The organism is Limnohabitans sp. (assembly GCF_034680285.1).
Taxonomy (GTDB): Bacteria; Pseudomonadota; Gammaproteobacteria; order Burkholderiales; family Burkholderiaceae_C; genus Limnohabitans_A.
The window spans coordinates 231991-247201 of the sequence record NZ_JAXITC010000002.1; the positions used below are offsets into that span (position 1 = coordinate 231991).

At 60.7% G+C, this 15211-nt stretch carries 14 protein-coding genes and 1 riboswitch; of the genes, 10 read left to right on the forward strand and 4 right to left on the reverse strand.

What is annotated here, in order from left to right; genetic code table 11:
* Together SWE17_RS02880 and hppD are read left to right on the forward strand one after the other, a co-directional pair.
* Positions 1-1200 (forward strand): CaiB/BaiF CoA-transferase family protein, encoded by a 1200-nt coding sequence (locus SWE17_RS02880; RefSeq protein ID WP_322991622.1) that lies wholly within the window; start codon positions 1-3, stop codon positions 1198-1200.
* 269 nt (positions 1201-1469) lie between these two features.
* The gene (hppD, locus tag SWE17_RS02885; RefSeq protein WP_322991623.1) at positions 1470-2549 is read left to right on the forward strand and encodes a 4-hydroxyphenylpyruvate dioxygenase; all 1080 of its coding nucleotides are present in this window, start codon (positions 1470-1472) and stop codon (positions 2547-2549) included.
* On the opposite strand, the gene recQ is transcribed toward hppD, so the two are convergent.
* The gene (gene recQ / locus SWE17_RS02890; RefSeq protein WP_322991624.1) at positions 2550-4433 is read right to left on the reverse strand and encodes a DNA helicase RecQ; all 1884 of its coding nucleotides are present in this window, start codon (positions 4431-4433) and stop codon (positions 2550-2552) included.
* A gap of 206 nt (positions 4434-4639) precedes the next feature.
* Between recQ and queC the strand changes: the two genes are divergently transcribed.
* Complete coding sequence (gene queC / locus SWE17_RS02895; protein WP_322991625.1) at positions 4640-5359, forward strand: 7-cyano-7-deazaguanine synthase QueC; 720 nt, start codon at positions 4640-4642, stop codon at positions 5357-5359.
* Positions 5360-5384: 25 nt separating this feature from the next.
* A complete protein-coding gene (locus tag SWE17_RS02900) occupies positions 5385-6431 on the forward strand; it encodes a homocysteine S-methyltransferase family protein (RefSeq protein WP_322991626.1) in 1047 nt (348 codons plus the stop codon).
* On the opposite strand, the gene SWE17_RS02905 is transcribed toward SWE17_RS02900, so the two are convergent.
* Entirely contained in the window at positions 6432-7178 is a 747-nt protein-coding gene (locus SWE17_RS02905; protein ID WP_322991627.1) for a tyrosine-protein phosphatase, read from the reverse strand. It lies immediately after the preceding gene.
* Between the two features lie 113 nt (positions 7179-7291).
* A riboswitch (S-adenosyl-L-homocysteine riboswitch) is annotated at positions 7292-7390 on the forward strand.
* A 55-nt stretch (positions 7391-7445) separates the two neighbouring features.
* Between SWE17_RS02905 and metH the strand changes: the two genes are divergently transcribed.
* The gene (metH, locus tag SWE17_RS02910; protein WP_322991628.1) at positions 7446-10157 is read left to right on the forward strand and encodes a methionine synthase; all 2712 of its coding nucleotides are present in this window, start codon (positions 7446-7448) and stop codon (positions 10155-10157) included.
* Between the two features lie 5 nt (positions 10158-10162).
* Complete coding sequence (locus tag SWE17_RS02915) at positions 10163-11233, forward strand: DUF6352 family protein (RefSeq protein ID WP_322991629.1); 1071 nt, start codon at positions 10163-10165, stop codon at positions 11231-11233.
* Positions 11234-11259: 26 nt separating this feature from the next.
* Here SWE17_RS02915 and SWE17_RS02920 read toward each other — a convergent pair whose 3' ends face one another.
* Complete coding sequence (locus SWE17_RS02920; protein ID WP_322991630.1) at positions 11260-11898, reverse strand: DUF1109 domain-containing protein; 639 nt, start codon at positions 11896-11898, stop codon at positions 11260-11262.
* Positions 11895-12455 (reverse strand): sigma-70 family RNA polymerase sigma factor, encoded by a 561-nt coding sequence (locus SWE17_RS02925; protein ID WP_322991631.1) that lies wholly within the window; start codon positions 12453-12455, stop codon positions 11895-11897. Before SWE17_RS02925 ends, SWE17_RS02920 begins: the two co-directional genes overlap by 4 nt.
* 176 nt (positions 12456-12631) lie before the next feature.
* On the opposite strand from SWE17_RS02925, the gene SWE17_RS02930 reads away from it, so the two are divergent.
* The 4 genes from SWE17_RS02930 to SWE17_RS02945 all read left to right on the forward strand — a co-directional run bounded on the left by SWE17_RS02930 (position 12632) and on the right by SWE17_RS02945 (position 15157).
* Positions 12632-12943 carry a hypothetical protein gene (locus tag SWE17_RS02930; RefSeq protein WP_322991632.1) on the forward strand — a complete coding sequence of 104 codons (312 nt, stop codon included), beginning with the start codon at positions 12632-12634 and terminating at the stop codon, positions 12941-12943.
* An 80-nt stretch (positions 12944-13023) separates the two neighbouring features.
* The gene (locus SWE17_RS02935) at positions 13024-13917 is read left to right on the forward strand and encodes a DUF692 domain-containing protein (RefSeq protein WP_322991633.1); all 894 of its coding nucleotides are present in this window, start codon (positions 13024-13026) and stop codon (positions 13915-13917) included.
* Complete coding sequence (locus SWE17_RS02940; protein ID WP_322991634.1) at positions 13917-14651, forward strand: DNA-binding domain-containing protein; 735 nt, start codon at positions 13917-13919, stop codon at positions 14649-14651. Before SWE17_RS02935 ends, SWE17_RS02940 begins: the two co-directional genes overlap by 1 nt.
* Positions 14648-15157 (forward strand): DoxX family protein, encoded by a 510-nt coding sequence (locus SWE17_RS02945; protein ID WP_322991635.1) that lies wholly within the window; start codon positions 14648-14650, stop codon positions 15155-15157. Before SWE17_RS02940 ends, SWE17_RS02945 begins: the two co-directional genes overlap by 4 nt.
* Positions 15158-15211: the final 54 nt, after the last annotated feature.

Consider the following 15211-nt stretch of genomic DNA (forward strand, 5'->3'; position numbering starts at 1 on the left):
ATGAACGCCCCCGCCCGAAAACTCCCGCTCGAAGGCCTGCGCGTCGTCGAGTTCACCCACATGGTCATGGGCCCCACCTGCGGCATGGTGCTGGCCGACATGGGGGCCGAAGTCATCAAGGTCGAGCCCATCGAGGGCGACCGAACTCGGCACCTGCTGGGTTCGGGCGCGGGTTTTTTCCCGATGTTCAATCGCAACAAAAAGAGCATAAAACTCAACCTGCAGTCACCCGAAGGCGCCGAGGTGGCGCGACGCCTGTGCGCCACGGCCGACGTGGTGGCCGAGAACTTCAAGCCCGGCTCCATGGCCAAGTACGGCTTGGACTACGCCAGCTTGTCTGCTAAGCACCCCAAGCAGATTTACGCCAGCCTGAAAGGCTTTTTGCCCGGTCCGTATGACCACCGCACTGCGCTTGACGAAGTCGTGCAAATGATGGGGGGTCTGGCCTACATGACGGGGCGTCCGGGCGACCCTTTGCGTGCAGGCACCAGCGTGAACGACATCATGGGCGGCATGTTTGGTGCGATTGGCGTGCTGGGTGCGCTGATCCAGCGCGGCATCACCGGGCGCGGGCAAGAGATCCAGTCGGCCTTGTTTGAGAACAATGTGTTCTTGGTGGGCCAGCACATGCTGCAGTACGCCATCACGGGCAAAGCGGCCGAGCCCATGCCCAACCGCATCTCGGCCTGGGGTGTGTACGACGTGTTCACTGTGAAAAACGGCGAGCAAATTTTCTTGGCAGCAGTGAGTGACGCACAGTGGGCTGTTTTCTGTGATGTGCTGGGTTTTGCCGATCTCAAGGCTGACCCGCGTTACAGCGACAACAATGCTCGCGTATCGCAGCGCGATGTGATGATGCCCGAGTTGCGCAGCCGCTTAGAGGCCTTTACCGCCGCCGAGCTGACGGCCATTTTTGAAAAAGCAGGTCTGCCCTTTGCGCCCATCGTCAAGCCTGAAGAGTTGTTTGACGACCCGCACCTCAATGCCACTGGCGGTTTGGCCGATGTGCGACTGAGCGATGGCCCCAAGGCGGGCCAGACTGCGCGGGCTGCGCTGTTTCCTTTCACCATGGATGGGCAACGCTTGGGCGTTCGCCGTCAGCCCCCCACGCAAGGTGAAAACACCAACGAGCTGCTGCAAGGGTTGGGCATGAGTGCGGCAGAAATTGCCCACTTGCGCAGCATCCAAGCGGTCGCTTGATCGCTTTGGTTCAAGGTTGCATGGACCCAGCCATTGCAGGCACACGCGGGCAGGGTTTTAGCGCTTGACACACTGAGCGCCAGCGACGACCATCGACCCCATGTCCATCCAGGTCTTGATTTTCGGTATCCACCTCGCGCGCAGCACGCGAGGCAAGCCCTGCGCGCCGCCGCAGGCTTCTTAAGCATCCTCCCCCTTTTTGTTTGACCGATTTCAAGTCGGGCCCCGCTCACCCAGCAGCGCGGCCCGGTTCAATGCTGGAGATTTTTATGACCGATCTGTTTGACAACCCCATGGGCCTGTGCGGCTTTGAGTTCGTCGAGTTCGCATCCCCTGTTGCCAACACCCTGGAGCCCTTGTTTGAAAAAATGGGCTTCACGCTGGTGGCCAAACACCGCTCCAAAGACGTGGTGCTTTACCGCCAGGGCGACATCAACTTCATCGTCAACCGCGAGCCCAAAAGCCTGGCCGGTTACTTTGCCGCCGAGCACGGCCCTTGTGCCTGCGCCTTGGCTTTTCGGGTGAAGGATTCGCACAAAGCCTATGAACGCGCATTGGAGATGGGTGCGCAACCGGTGGAAGTTCCCACCGGACCGATGGAGCTGCGCTTGCCCGCCATCAAGGGCATTGGCGGTGCGCCTTTGTATTTGATTGACCGTTTTGAAGACGGCAAAAGCATTTATGACATCGACTTTGAATTCATTGAGGGCGTAGACCGCCACCCACCGGGCCACGGCTTCAAGCTCATCGACCACCTGACGCACAACGTCTACAAAGGCCGCATGGCGTTTTGGGGTGGTTTTTACGAGAAGATCTTCAACTTTCGTGAGATCCGCTACTTCGACATCCAAGGCACACACACGGGCCTGACCAGCCGAGCCATGACCGCGCCCGATGGCATGATCCGCATCCCACTCAACGAAGAGTCGGGCAAGACCGGTGGCCAGATCGAAGAGTTTCTGATGCAGTTCAACGGCGAAGGCATCCAGCACATCGCGCTGCTCACCGATGACATCTTGAAGAGCGTGGATGCCTTGCAGATGGCGGGCATCCCCCTCATGACCGCGCCCAACGACATCTATTACGAGATGCTCGAAGAGCGCCTCAAGGGCCACGGCGAGCCCGTGCCCGAGTTGCAGGCGCGCGGCATCTTGATGGACGGGTCGACGGCCAATGGCGAAAAGCGCTTGCTGCTGCAAATCTTCAGCCAGACGCTGCTGGGGCCGGTGTTCTTCGAGTTCATCCAGCGCAAAGCCGACGAAGGCTTTGGCGAAGGCAACTTCAAGGCGTTGTTTGAAAGCCTGGAGCGTGATCAGATTCGGCGCGGGGCGATTCAGGTCGACGCCTGATCAAGTTGCCCCGTTGCACACCCGCAGCACTTGCTCGCCATAGGCTTCTAACTTTTTCACGCCCAGCCCGCTGATGCCTTGCAGGTCACTCAGACTTTGCGGGGCGCTTTCAGCAATCGCGGCCAGCGTGGCGTCGTGGAAGATCACATACGCGGGCAGGTTGTGCTCTTTGGCCACTTCGGCGCGCCAAGTTTTGAGGTTGATGTAGCGCACCATCGCGTCCTGGCCCAAGTTGGCGGCTGCTGGGCCAGGTGCACTGCGTGTGCGGCTCTTTTTGTCGGCGCGCTGGCTGGTGCTTTCGCGCAGCTGCACCGGCACCTCGCCTTTGAGCACGGCGCGTGATGCCTCGGTCAGGTGCAGGGTGCTAAAGCCGTCTTCGGTGTGCACATGCAGCGCGCCAATCGCGATCAGCTGGCGCATCACGGCGCGCAGTTGCTGCTCGCTGTAGTTGGCACCCAAGCCAAAGGTACTGATGCTTTCGTGGCCGCGTTGCGCCACTTTCTCGGTCTTCTTGCCGCGCACGATGTCCATGGTGTGGCCCGCGCCAAAGTTGTGTCCACTGCTTTGCTGCGTGCGGTACACGGTGGACAGCAGTTTGCGTGCCGCATCGGTGCCGTCCCAGACTTCAGGTGGGTTCAGGCAGTTGTCGCAATTGCCGCAAAACGGCATATACACGCCAGCTGAGCTGTCGTTCTGCCCTTTGTAGGTTTCGCCAAAGTAGCTCAACAAGCGCACGCGGCGGCAGTCGGTCGCCTCGGCCAAGCCCAGCAATGCATCGAGCTTGCCGCGCATGACCTGCTTGAATTCTTCTTCGGCCGGGCTTTCGTCGATCATCCGGCGCTGGTTGACCACGTCTTGCAGGCCATAGGCCATCCAGGCGTCTGAAGCCATGCCATCTCGCCCGGCGCGGCCCGTCTCTTGGTAGTAGCCTTCGATGTTCTTGGGCATGTCCAGGTGCGCCACAAAGCGCACATCGGGCTTGTCGATGCCCATGCCAAAGGCCACGGTGGCGACCATCACCACGCCTTCTTCACGCAGAAACTCGTTTTGGTGTCGCTGGCGCATGCCTGCATCCAGGCCCGCGTGGTAGGGCAGCGCGTGGATGCCCGCTTCGCACAACATGGCCGCGATCTCTTCGACCCGCTTGCGCGACTGGCAATAGACCACGCCCGCTTCTTCGGGGTGTTCCCGCTCAATGAAGCGCAGCAGCTGGGTACTGGCGTCTTTTTTCTCAACGATGGTGTAGCGGATGTTGGGCCGGTCAAAGCTGCTGATGAACAGCTCGGCGCTTTCCAGCTGCAGGCGTTCCACGATGTCGGCACGCGTCAGCGCATCGGCTGTTGCCGTGAGCGCCACACGTGGCACGCTGGGGTAGCGCTCGTGCAGCACCGACAGGCCGCGGTACTCGGGCCGGAAGTCGTGGCCCCATTGGCTCACGCAATGCGCTTCGTCGATCGCAAACAGGCTCAGCAGCCCGCGTTCGAGCAGCGAATCCATCTGCGCCAAAAACCGACCGTTGGTCACGCGTTCAGGCGCGGCATACAGCAGCGTGATCTCGCCGCGCATCAGCCGACGCTCGATGTCGCTGGCTTCGTCGCTGGTGAGGGTGGAGTTCAAAAAGGCGGCGCTCACGCCCGCTTCGTGCAGTGCACCCACTTGGTCGTGCATCAGCGCGATCAGGGGCGAGACCACTACCGTGATGCCGTGCCCAGCACGCTGGCGCGCAATCGCCGGAATCTGATAACACAGCGATTTGCCCCCGCCCGTGGGCATGAGCACCAGAGCATCACCCCCAGCCGCCACATGGTCGATGATGGCTTGCTGCGGGCCGCGAAAGGCGTCGTAGCCAAAAACTTCGCGCAGGATGGGGAGGTGGGGGGACACTGGGGTTGGACGGTTTTTTGAAGGCTTGATTGTCCGCTATTGATGGCTTGGGTTTTGGGTCTGGCGCTTGAGTTTTTGCGGGTGTGGTGTGGGTGAGTGAGGGTGGGCACAGGGTTCTTCATGCGGCGGGGGTACGCCAAAATCGTCACCCTCTGCCCGCCCTCACCCACCCACTCAAGACCATTGCAGCGTTACCATCCCACCCCATGCACACCTCAGCCCTCGTCCTGTTTTCTGGTGGTCAGGACTCCACCACCTGCCTGGCCCACGCTTTGTCACGTTATGAACGTGTCGAAACCCTGGCTTTTGACTATGGCCAGCGCCACAAAGTCGAGCTGGACGCCCGGTTGAACGTGCTGGCTGCGATCAAGGCGCGCTTTCCGCAATGGGCCCCCAAAATGGGCGAGGACCATTTGCTGGACGCTGGCATCCTGGGCCAAATCAGCGAAACGTCCCTGACCCGCGACACCGCCATCGAGATGGAAAGTTCGGGCCTGCCCAACACCTTTGTGCCCGGGCGCAACCTGCTGTTCCTCACGCTGGCGGCGGCGCTGGCTTATCGCCGGGGCTTGCAAGTCATCGTCACCGGCGTGTGCGAGACCGATTTTTCGGGCTATCCCGATTGCCGCGACGACACCATGAAAGCCATGCAGGTCGCCCTGTCGCTGGGCATGGACCGCAAGCTGTTGATCGAAACCCCGCTCATGTGGATCGACAAGGCGCAGACCTGGCAATTGGCGCACGACCTGGGCCAAAAGGCCGACCCTGCGCAAGGCGGGCCAGCGCTGGTGGACTTGATCGTGGAGCACAGCCACACCTGTTACCTGGGTGAGCGCACGCAACGCCACGACTGGGGCTATGGCTGCGGCCAGTGCCCGGCGTGCCAGCTCAGGGCGTCGGGGTTTGATCGATTTCAAAAGGCTTGAATCCCGCACTTTTACAATAGGGGCCATGAAGACCCCTGTTTACACCCGCGCCCAGGCGCTGCCCGAGATCCTGAAAACCCGCATCGCCATCCTCGACGGGGCCATGGGCACCATGATCCAGCGCTTTAAGCTGACCGAAGCCGACTACCGGGGCGAGCGTTTCAAAGACTTCCCCAAAGACGTCAAGGGCAACAATGAGTTGTTGAGCCTGACCCGCCCCGACGTGATCCGCGACATCCACGAGGGCTATCTGGCCGCTGGTGCCGACCTGATCGAGACCAACACCTTTGGCGCGACCACCGTGGCCCAGGCCGACTACGACATGCAGGACCTGGCCCGCGAGATGAACTTGCAGTCCGCCAAATTGGCCCGCGCTGCCTGCGACAAGTTCTCCACCCCCGACAAGCCCCGCTTTGTGGTCGGTGCCCTCGGCCCCACACCCAAGACCGCCAGCATCAGCCCCGACGTGAACGACGCTGGTGCCCGCAACGTGACCTTTGAAGAGCTGCGCGCCGCGTATTACGAGCAGGTCGAAGCCCTGGTCGAAGGCGGCTCCGATGTGCTGCTGGTCGAAACGATTTTTGACACGCTCAACGCCAAGGCCGCGCTGTTTGCCATCGAAGAATTCTTTGAAGCCAGTGGCCAGCGCCTGCCCCTCATCATCAGCGGCACCGTCACCGATGCTTCGGGCCGCATTTTGAGTGGCCAGACCGTCACCGCCTTTTGGCACAGCGTGCGCCACGCGCAGCCCCTGGCCATTGGCCTGAACTGCGCCCTGGGTGCCACGCTGATGCGCCCCTACATTCAAGAGCTCAACAAGGTTGCTGGCGACACCTTCATCAGCTGCTACCCCAACGCCGGGCTGCCCAACCCCATGAGCGACACCGGTTTTGACGAAACGCCCGAAGTCACCAGCCGCCTGATCCACGAATTTGCTGCCGAAGGCTTGGTCAATATCGTGGGTGGTTGCTGCGGCACCACGCCAGATCACATCGGCGCGATCAGCCGTGCCGTGGCTCCGCTGGCTCCGCGCGGTGTGCACGGCGGCTTCTTCTACAAAGAAGCGGCCTGATCAGGCTTCCAGCAGCATCCGCTTGAGCTCTGCCAGCTCTTGCGGGCTCAGGCCAATGGCCCCGTTCAAATAGTGGGCCATGCCGCCATGCTGTGCATCCACCGCTTCAAAAGCGGCATGCAAAAACTCGGGCTGCACCTGCCACAGCACCTTCATCACATGGGCTGGGCCTTTGCCTTCCAGGCGGGCGTCACGTTTGTACAGTTGGTTGGTGAGCAGGTAGTCGTGCTCGATGGTGGCCCGGTCCACCCCCAGCGCTGACAACAGCAGCGCTGCCGCAAAACCCGTGCGGTCTTTGCCGGCGGTGCAGTGAAACACCTGCGGTGTGGGCTCATCGAGCAAATGCTTCAAAAAACGGCCGAAAGTGTCCGCGTTGTGGTTCACAAAGTCGCGGTAGGTCTCGCGCATCAGCTCCACTGTCTCTTCTGTGCTGGGCACAATGCCTTGCGCCACCAGCGCCTGCATGCGCGCGATCACCGTGGGCTCAATCGTCAGGGCCACGCGTTCGATGCCTGCAATGGCGTAAGGCGTGGCGGTGTATTCGGCCACGCCCCGAAAGTCCAGGCTGTGGCGCACGCCCAGTGCTTGCAGGCGGGCCACATCACTGTCGGTCAGCCCCGCCAGATGGTCCGAGCGGAACACCCGACCACGCCGCACGCGTTGCCCGTCAGCGGTCAGGTAACCGCCGACGTCGCGGAAGTTGGAGGCACCTTGGAGGGGGTCGAATGAATTGGGTATGAGGGTCATGTGCGTTTTACAAGGGATGGTCTCATTGTGCGGTTTTCAAACCGGCCAACCTGTCATCTTGGTGCAAAGAGGGGGTCGATCTTCCCTTTCAGCCCTCCGGTTAAAATCCTCACCTTCCCAAGGAGCGTTGCAGCCCGCCGCCGTTAAGGCGCCGCAGGTCAGGCTTGGGGCCTTCAATTCCTGATTGTTTTGCACAACGACGCTCACCTGTAAGCCCAAGGTGAGCCTGTGTCTGTTGTCGCGTCTTCCATCGTGTCTGTCCCCCCCATGAAGTTGTCCGGTCTGGAGCCAGTCTCCATCGGCGAGGGTTCGCTGTTTGTCAACGTGGGCGAGCGCACCAACGTGACCGGCTCCAAGGCCTTTGCCCGCATGATTTTGAACGGCGAGTATGAGCAGGCTTTGGCCGTGGCGCGTCAGCAGGTCGAAAACGGTGCACAGGTGATCGACGTGAACATGGACGAAGCCATGCTCGACAGCCAGGCGGCCATGGTGCGGTTTTTGAACCTGATGGCGGGCGAGCCCGACATCGCCCGCGTGCCGGTGATGGTGGATTCGAGCAAGTGGACGGTGATCGAAGCCGGTTTGCGCTGCATCCAGGGCAAGGGCATCGTCAATTCGATCAGCATGAAAGAAGGTCTTGACGAGTTCAAGCGCCAAGCCAAGCTGGTCAAGCGCTACGGCGCTGCCGCCGTGGTGATGGCGTTTGATGAAAAAGGCCAGGCCGACACCTACGAACGCAAGATCGAGATTTGCGAGCGCGCTTACCGTGTGCTGGTGGACGAGGTGGGCTTCCCGCCCGAAGACATCATTTTTGATCCGAACATTTTTGCGATCGCCACCGGCATCGAAGAGCACAACAACTACGCGGTGGACTTCATCGAAGCCACGCGCTGGATCAAGCAGAACCTGCCGGGTGCCAAAGTCTCGGGCGGCGTGTCGAACGTGTCGTTCAGCTTCCGGGGCAACGACCCGGTGCGCGAGGCGATCCACACCGTGTTCCTGTACCACGCGATCAAAGCCGGCATGGACATGGGCATCGTGAATGCGGGCATGGTCGGCGTGTACGACGACTTGGAGCCCACGCTGCGCGAACGGGTGGAAGACGTGGTGCTGAACCGCCGCCCCGATGCGGGCGAGCGTTTGGTCGAAGTGGCTGACAGCGCAAAAGGCGCGGCCAAAGACGAGAGCACCAAGTTGGCTTGGCGCGGCACGCCCGATGCGCCTGTGAGCGTGGCGCAGCGCTTGAGCCACTCGCTGGTGCATGGCATCACCGACTTCATCAGCGACGACACCGAAGAGGCCTACCAAGAGATTCTGGCCAAAGGCGGACGCCCGCTGCATGTGATCGAAGGCCCGCTGATGGACGGCATGAACGTGGTCGGTGACCTGTTTGGCCAGGGCAAGATGTTTTTGCCGCAGGTGGTCAAGAGCGCCCGCGTGATGAAGCAGGCCGTGGCGCATTTGTTGCCCTACATCGAGGCCGAAAAGCTGGCGCAAGAAGCCGCTGGCCACGACGTCAAAGCCAAGGGCAAGATCGTGATCGCCACCGTCAAGGGCGATGTGCACGACATCGGCAAGAACATCGTCACGGTGGTCTTGCAGTGCAACAACTTTGAGGTGGTCAACATGGGCGTGATGGTGCCCTGCCATGAAATTTTGGCCAAAGCCAAAGAAGAAAACGCCGACATCATTGGCCTGTCGGGCCTGATCACGCCCAGCCTCGAAGAGATGCAGTACGTGGCGGCCGAGATGGAAAAAGACCCGTACTTCCGCGAGCGCCAAATGCCGCTGCTGATTGGCGGCGCCACCTGCAGCCGCGTGCACACCGCCGTCAAGATCGCGCCCAACTACTCCGGCCCGGTGGTCTATGTGCCCGATGCCTCGCGCAGCGTGGGCGTGGCGCAGGGTTTGCTGTCTGAGCAAGCGGCCAAATTCATCGCCGACTTGAACACCGACTACGACAAGGTGCGCGAGCAGCACGCCAACAAAAAACAAACGCCCATGTGGACGCTGGCGCAGGCCCGCGCCAACAAGACGCCGATCGACTGGTCGCAAGGCGTGCCCGCCGCGCCCAAGTTCATTGGCCGCCGTGTCTTCAAAAACTACGACCTGGCCGAGATCGCGCAGTACATCGACTGGGGCCCCTTCTTTCAGACCTGGGACTTGGCCGGGCCTTTCCCCGCGATCCTCGATGACGAAGTGGTGGGCGAGCAGGCCCGCAAGGTCTATGCAGACGGCCAAGCCATGCTGCAAAAAATCATCGACGGCCGCTGGGTCACGGCCAACGCGGTGCTGGGCCTGTACCCCGCCAACAGCGTGAATGACGACGACATTGCGCTCTACACCGACGAGTCCCGCAATCAAGTCGCCATGACTTGGTGCGGCCTGCGTCAGCAGACTGAAAAACATCGCATTGAAGGCGTGATGCGCCCCAGCCGCTGCTTGGCCGACTTCGTCGCGCCCGCAGGCGCCGCGCCAGACCATGTGGGCGTGTTCGCCGTCACGGCAGGCATCGGTGCCGACAAACGCGCCGCCGCCTTTGAAGCCGCGCACGACGACTACAGCGCCATCATGCTCAAGTCACTGGCCGACCGATTGGCCGAAGCACTGGCCGAGTGCCTCCACAAAAAAGTGCGTACCGACCTGTGGGGTTACGCCGCGGGCGAGGCACTGAACAACCAAGAGTTGATTGCCGAAAAATACCAAGGCATCCGCCCCGCACCCGGTTACCCGGCTTGCCCCGACCACAGCGCTAAACAAGCGATGTTCGACTTGCTGCAATGCCAAGACATCGGCATGGGCCTGACCGAGAGTTTGGCCATGACGCCTGCGGCCAGCGTGAGCGGTTTCTACATCGCGCACCCCGAGGCGCAGTATTTCAACGTGGGCAAGGTGGGTGAGGACCAGGTTCAAAACCTCGCGCAACGCAGCGGGGTGGAAGTCAAAGACTTGCAGCGCTTGTTGGCCCCCAACCTCTGAACACCATGCACAATTTCTGGACCGCCTGCGGTCACCAACATCTGACCCGCAACGCGCGGGGCTGGATGTGCCCCACGCCCGACTATTGGCGGCTGTGGCTGCAGCGCCCGGAGTTGGCCTTGGTGCCTGAATCGTGCAAGGCCGAAAAGCGTTTGCATGCCGCCTTGACCGATGCGCCCAACATGCAGGTCACCCCTGCAGACTACAAACATTTCAAGGACGACGATGTCCGTGAAAATTACAAACTGTTTTTGCGGTTCCGTGACGAGGTGGAAGCTGCGGGCTCGCTGGAGTCGGCCTGCATGGCCTGGCAGCAAAGCGGCAACATCCAACTGCCTCCGCTCTTCATTGACCTGGTGGTGCAGGCCATCGTGTGCAATGTGCTGGCCGATGTGCAGGACGCTTGGGTCTGGCGTGCCGCTGAACTGCTGTTTCGCCGCCAACGCATCACCATCGAAGGCGGCCGCGTGCTGTCGGGCGACAGCGAGACACTCGACAGCCTCAAATCCACAGGCGGTTTGGGCGAGATGGGCCGCCTCTTGATGGAAGGTGGCGCCACGCTCAAGGCGGTCGATGTGAAGGTGCTGCACCAGGACAACGCCGAGCGCTATTTTGCGCAGCGTGAGGGCCTGGGCCGTTATGCGTTCTTGCTCGACATGACGCACGAACTCCAAAACGAATTGCCGCACGGTTTGATTTTGAGCATGGTCAATGCCCGCTCTGGACTCAAGGCTTTGTCGGTGGTGTTGGCCCGTTGGGTGCAGCACTTTTTGGGCGTGGCCGTCAGCATCGAGCCGGTCCAAAAAGTCGACGACCCGGCTTGGCGTTGGCATGTGGGGCTGGACGTGACCGCGACCGCTTTGCTCAACGACCTGTACCAAGGCACCGAGCTGGACGCCAAGCGCCAGCAGCAACTCATCAGCCTGTTCAAATTGCGTTTTGACAACCCGCAAGACATGCGTGCCGATGTGCAGGGTAAACCGGTGTATCTGGGGCTGGCCATGAACGAGCAGGGCTTGCTCAAACTCAAGCCGCAAAACCTGTTGCTCAATTTGCCTTTGGCGGGCGCGGTTTAAAGACGGCGCCGCGCCGCGATGTCATCTCACCAACGCAGCATTCGAGAACCCAACACCGCGCCCACACCCGACACCAAGGCGATGCCACCGGCGTACCAGACAGCAAAAAACGTCAGGCTGGTTTCGGTGCAATGCAGTGAATAGATGCTGGCGGCCAAGCTGCCCGCCAGCATGCCAGCCACCGCGCCCGTCAAGGCGGGGCGCGTTGGGGCCAGTTGGCGCAAGGCCCACAGCAAAGCGCCCAGCACGGGCAAAGACAGCGCCACGATGTTCACCGAGCACACTTCCCAAGAGCCGCCCATCCACTGCGCCGAGCGTGCGCCCGCATCGGCTTGCAGCCACTGCATGACACCCAGGCTGCCCATGGCCAGCAAAGCCAAGCCCAGACCCACGAGGGTGTGACCTGCGCCCACCCCGGGTCTGGCCAAGCGAAACAGGCCGTACAAGCTGAAACCCATCAAGGCCGTGAGCCACAGCATTTTGGTGATGAAGGCCGGATGCACCGCCATTTGATCCATCTGTGGGTTCAGGCCAAACACGGCCAACAACAACACGCCACAGACCAGCGCACCCAACAGCAGTTGGCGCAGCAGCTGCTGACGTACAGGTTTTTGCGGCTGCAGTGTGTCGGTGGCCAGCAAGGCAATCAGGTCATTGGTTTTCATGCTTTGGCTCCCCATTTGGCCATCAAGGTTTTCAGGCCCCGGTGGATGTTCACTTTGACCGAAGCTTCGCTTTGCCCGGTCCGCTCGGCGGTTTCGGTAATTGACAAACCCATCAAGCGCGTGTGCTCGATGGCCTCGCGTTGGCGCAGCGGCAAGTCTGCCAACACGACCTCCAAGTCCTTGTGCGCATCGCTGGCTTCTTCTTCACTGTCCACCGCCAAGGTCTCAGACCAGTCGTCGATGTCGTCGTGCAGCCCCTCGCGGCGACCATGTGCGCGCAAATGATCCACCCATTTGTAGCGCGCAATCGCGTACATCCAGGCTGTCAAAGGCTGGTCGCTTTGGTAGGTGTGGCGCTTTTGGTGGATCGCCATCAGGGTTTCTTGCACAAGGTCCTCGACATCGCTGAGTTGGGATTGCATCCGTTTTTGCAGAAAGCGCCGCACATGACCACTCATGAGGCCGAGGGCACGTTGGTAACTGGCGTGATCGCCTTGCAGGGATTGCATCCATGCGGCGTGCAGTTCGGCTTCTTGGGTTTGCAGGCTTTCGCTCAAGTCAGTTCGTCCAAAGGGGTGGAAAAGTTACAGATACAAAATGAAACAAATGGCGTGCATTTTTCGTAACTTTTGAATGTTCCGGCGCGGATTACACCATGACAGCGATGAACAAGTGCCACGCGGTACAGCTCAAAGCGGTCAACAACCTCACTTCAAACTTTCAGGAGCATTTCATGAACAAGCAACACTTCATCACCATCGCTTTGGGCTCAGCCTTTGCCGCAGCCACCTTGCTGCCCGCACACGCTGCTGGCAACCCCTTTGCCGCTAAGACCCTGGACGCTGGCTACCAAGTGGCCCAAGCCGACACCAAGGCCAAAGACGGCAAGTGCGGCGAAGGCAAGTGCGGCGGCGACAAGAAAGCCACCAAGGCCAAAGATGGCAAGTGTGGCGAGGGCAAGTGCGGCGCCGACAAGAAAGCCAAAGAAGCCTCTTGCGGTGGCGACAAGAAAAAAGACGCCTCTTGCGGCGCCAAAAAATCTTGATTCAAGACTGAAGCAGTCAGCGGATGCTGTGCACACCACGGTGTGCTTGGCGTTCGCTGACGCCACACCGATACAAGACGATGAACATGGTGCTTACAACTTTCAATCCAGCCGGTCTGGGCTTTCGCCGTGAGTTGATCCCGGCATTGCAGCAAGCCGTGCCGCCCGAGATCGGATTTTTCGAAATCGCCCCAGAAAACTGGGCCGGTATGGGCGGTCGTTCTGCGCACACGCTGCGTGCCTTTACCGAACGCTACCCCTTTGTGTGTCACGGCCTGTCGCTGTCATTGGGCGGACCTGGGGCACTCGATGAAACCTTGCTGCGCCGCACCCGAGACTTCATGCGCACGCACGGCATCACCCTCTTTACCGAACACCTGTCCTGGTGCGCTGACGACAGCCACCTGTATGACTTGCTGCCCATTCCCCAAACCGAAGAGGCTGTGCGCTACACCGCCGAGCGAATTGCCCGCGCACAAGACATTCTGGGCATGCGCATCGGTGTGGAAAACGCCTCCACCTACATCGCGCCCCCGGGTGCTGAAATGAACGAACCCGAATTTGTGCGGGCCGTGGTCGAGCGGGCCGATTGCCTGCTGCACCTGGATGTGAACAACATCTATGTCAACAGCCGAAATTTTGGCTTTGACCCACACGCCTATCTGGCGCAGCTGCCGCTGGAGCGCACCTGCTATGTGCATGTGGCCGGACACTATGTCGAAGAAGACGGCCTGGTCATTGACACCCATGGCAGCGAGGTAATCGATCCGGTCTGGCAACTGCTGCAAGCCGCTTACCAGCGCATGGGCCATTCGGTGCCTACCTGCTTAGAGCGCGACTTCAACATCCCCGATCTGCCCACCCTGGTGCAAGAGGTGGCGCACATCGCGCACTTGCAGCACCAGGCCTTCGGCGCGCAAGCTGTTGCGCAATGGGGTGCCCAAACCCAATCCCTCATCAGGCAGGTGGCGTGATGCTGGCCTTCCAAGAATTCCAGCACCAGATGGCCGCGCACCTGCGCGACCCACACCACACACGCCGCCCACCGGGCGTGCCCAAGCGACGCATGGGCGTGTACAACGATTTGTTGTTCAACAACGTTTGTGGTTTTCTGGACAGCTGCTTTCCGGTCAGCCGACAACTGCTGGGCGAGGCCCGTTGGCGCAGGCTGTGCCGCACTTTTTACCGCGACTGGCCTTCGCACACGCCTTGGTTTCGCGAGATCCCGCGCGAGTTTGTGCGCTACCTGAGTGAGCACCACATCGCCCAGCCCTTGCCAGTCTGGCTGGCCGATTTGGCGCGTTACGAATGGGCCGAACTGGCGGTGGATGTGATGGACGTTACGCCCCCCCCGCACGACCCGCAGGGCGACATGATGCGGGCAAGCGTGTGCCTCAACCCTGCACGGGTGGATGTGGTCAGTCCCTGGCCCGTGCACCGCATTGGCCCCGACTGGCAGCCGCGCCAAGCAGAGCCCACATTTTTGGTGGTGTTTCGCGATGCGCAGCTCGATGTGCAATTTACCGAAATCAATGCCGTCACGGCCCATGTGCTGGGCTTGCTGGACCAAGGCCTGAGCGGCCAACAAGCCTTTGCTCAACTCGCCACCGACATGAACCACCCCGACCCGCAAGCCTTGCAAGGCTTCGGACAACAACTCCTCATCAGCCTGCGCGAGCAAGGCGTCTTATTGGGCACATGCACATGAACAACACCCCCCAACTCGCCCGTCGCGGTATCCATGCACTCGATTTGCTCGGTCTTTGGATCGGCCTGCTCAGCTTGAGATTGCTGCTGGCTTGGGAATTTGGCGAAGCTGGTTTTGAAAAGCTGCACGGCAGCAACTGGTTTGCCGACATCCAAGATCAATTTCCTTGGCCTTTCAAGCTGATCCCCGCTGACCTCAATTGGGCCTTGGCCACAGGCTTTGAAGTTGTGGGGGCCATCGCCTTGGTCATCGGATTGGGCACGCGCTTTTTCTCGGCCTCACTGATCGTACTCACCGTTGTGGCCATGCTCAGCGTGCACTGGCCCGAGTCGTGGTCCAGCCTGAGTGAATTGCTCAAGGGCTACGCGCTCACCAACGACGGTTTTGGCAACTTCAAAATGCCCGTGATCTACATCGCCATGCTGCTGCCGCTGGTGTTCATGGGGCCGGGTCGGTTGTCGATGGATACGTTGTTTTCTCGGCAGCTCCTGCAATCCAACACCTGAATGGTCTACAGTTTGGGCCGACAGACATTCTCCGTTGATCTTTTGCGATCTCAA

Excerpts from the sequence above, each read along its gene's own strand:
- SWE17_RS02880 (WP_322991622.1), top strand. The coding sequence starts at position 1 with ATGAACGCCCCCGCCCGAAAACTCCCGCTCGAAGGCCTGCGCGTCGTC.
- hppD (WP_322991623.1), top strand. The coding sequence starts at position 1,470 with ATGACCGATCTGTTTGACAACCCCATGGGCCTGTGCGGCTTTGAGTTC.
- queC (WP_322991625.1), top strand. The coding sequence starts at position 4,640 with ATGCACACCTCAGCCCTCGTCCTGTTTTCTGGTGGTCAGGACTCCACC.
- SWE17_RS02900 (WP_322991626.1), top strand. The coding sequence starts at position 5,385 with ATGAAGACCCCTGTTTACACCCGCGCCCAGGCGCTGCCCGAGATCCTG.
- SWE17_RS02905 (WP_322991627.1), bottom strand. The coding sequence starts at position 7,178 with ATGACCCTCATACCCAATTCATTCGACCCCCTCCAAGGTGCCTCCAAC.
- metH (WP_322991628.1), top strand. The coding sequence starts at position 7,446 with ATGAAGTTGTCCGGTCTGGAGCCAGTCTCCATCGGCGAGGGTTCGCTG.
- SWE17_RS02915 (WP_322991629.1), top strand. The coding sequence starts at position 10,163 with ATGCACAATTTCTGGACCGCCTGCGGTCACCAACATCTGACCCGCAAC.
- SWE17_RS02920 (WP_322991630.1), bottom strand. The coding sequence starts at position 11,898 with ATGAAAACCAATGACCTGATTGCCTTGCTGGCCACCGACACACTGCAG.
- SWE17_RS02930 (WP_322991632.1), top strand. The coding sequence starts at position 12,632 with ATGAACAAGCAACACTTCATCACCATCGCTTTGGGCTCAGCCTTTGCC.
- SWE17_RS02935 (WP_322991633.1), top strand. The coding sequence starts at position 13,024 with ATGAACATGGTGCTTACAACTTTCAATCCAGCCGGTCTGGGCTTTCGC.
- SWE17_RS02940 (WP_322991634.1), top strand. The coding sequence starts at position 13,917 with ATGCTGGCCTTCCAAGAATTCCAGCACCAGATGGCCGCGCACCTGCGC.
- SWE17_RS02945 (WP_322991635.1), top strand. The coding sequence starts at position 14,648 with ATGAACAACACCCCCCAACTCGCCCGTCGCGGTATCCATGCACTCGAT.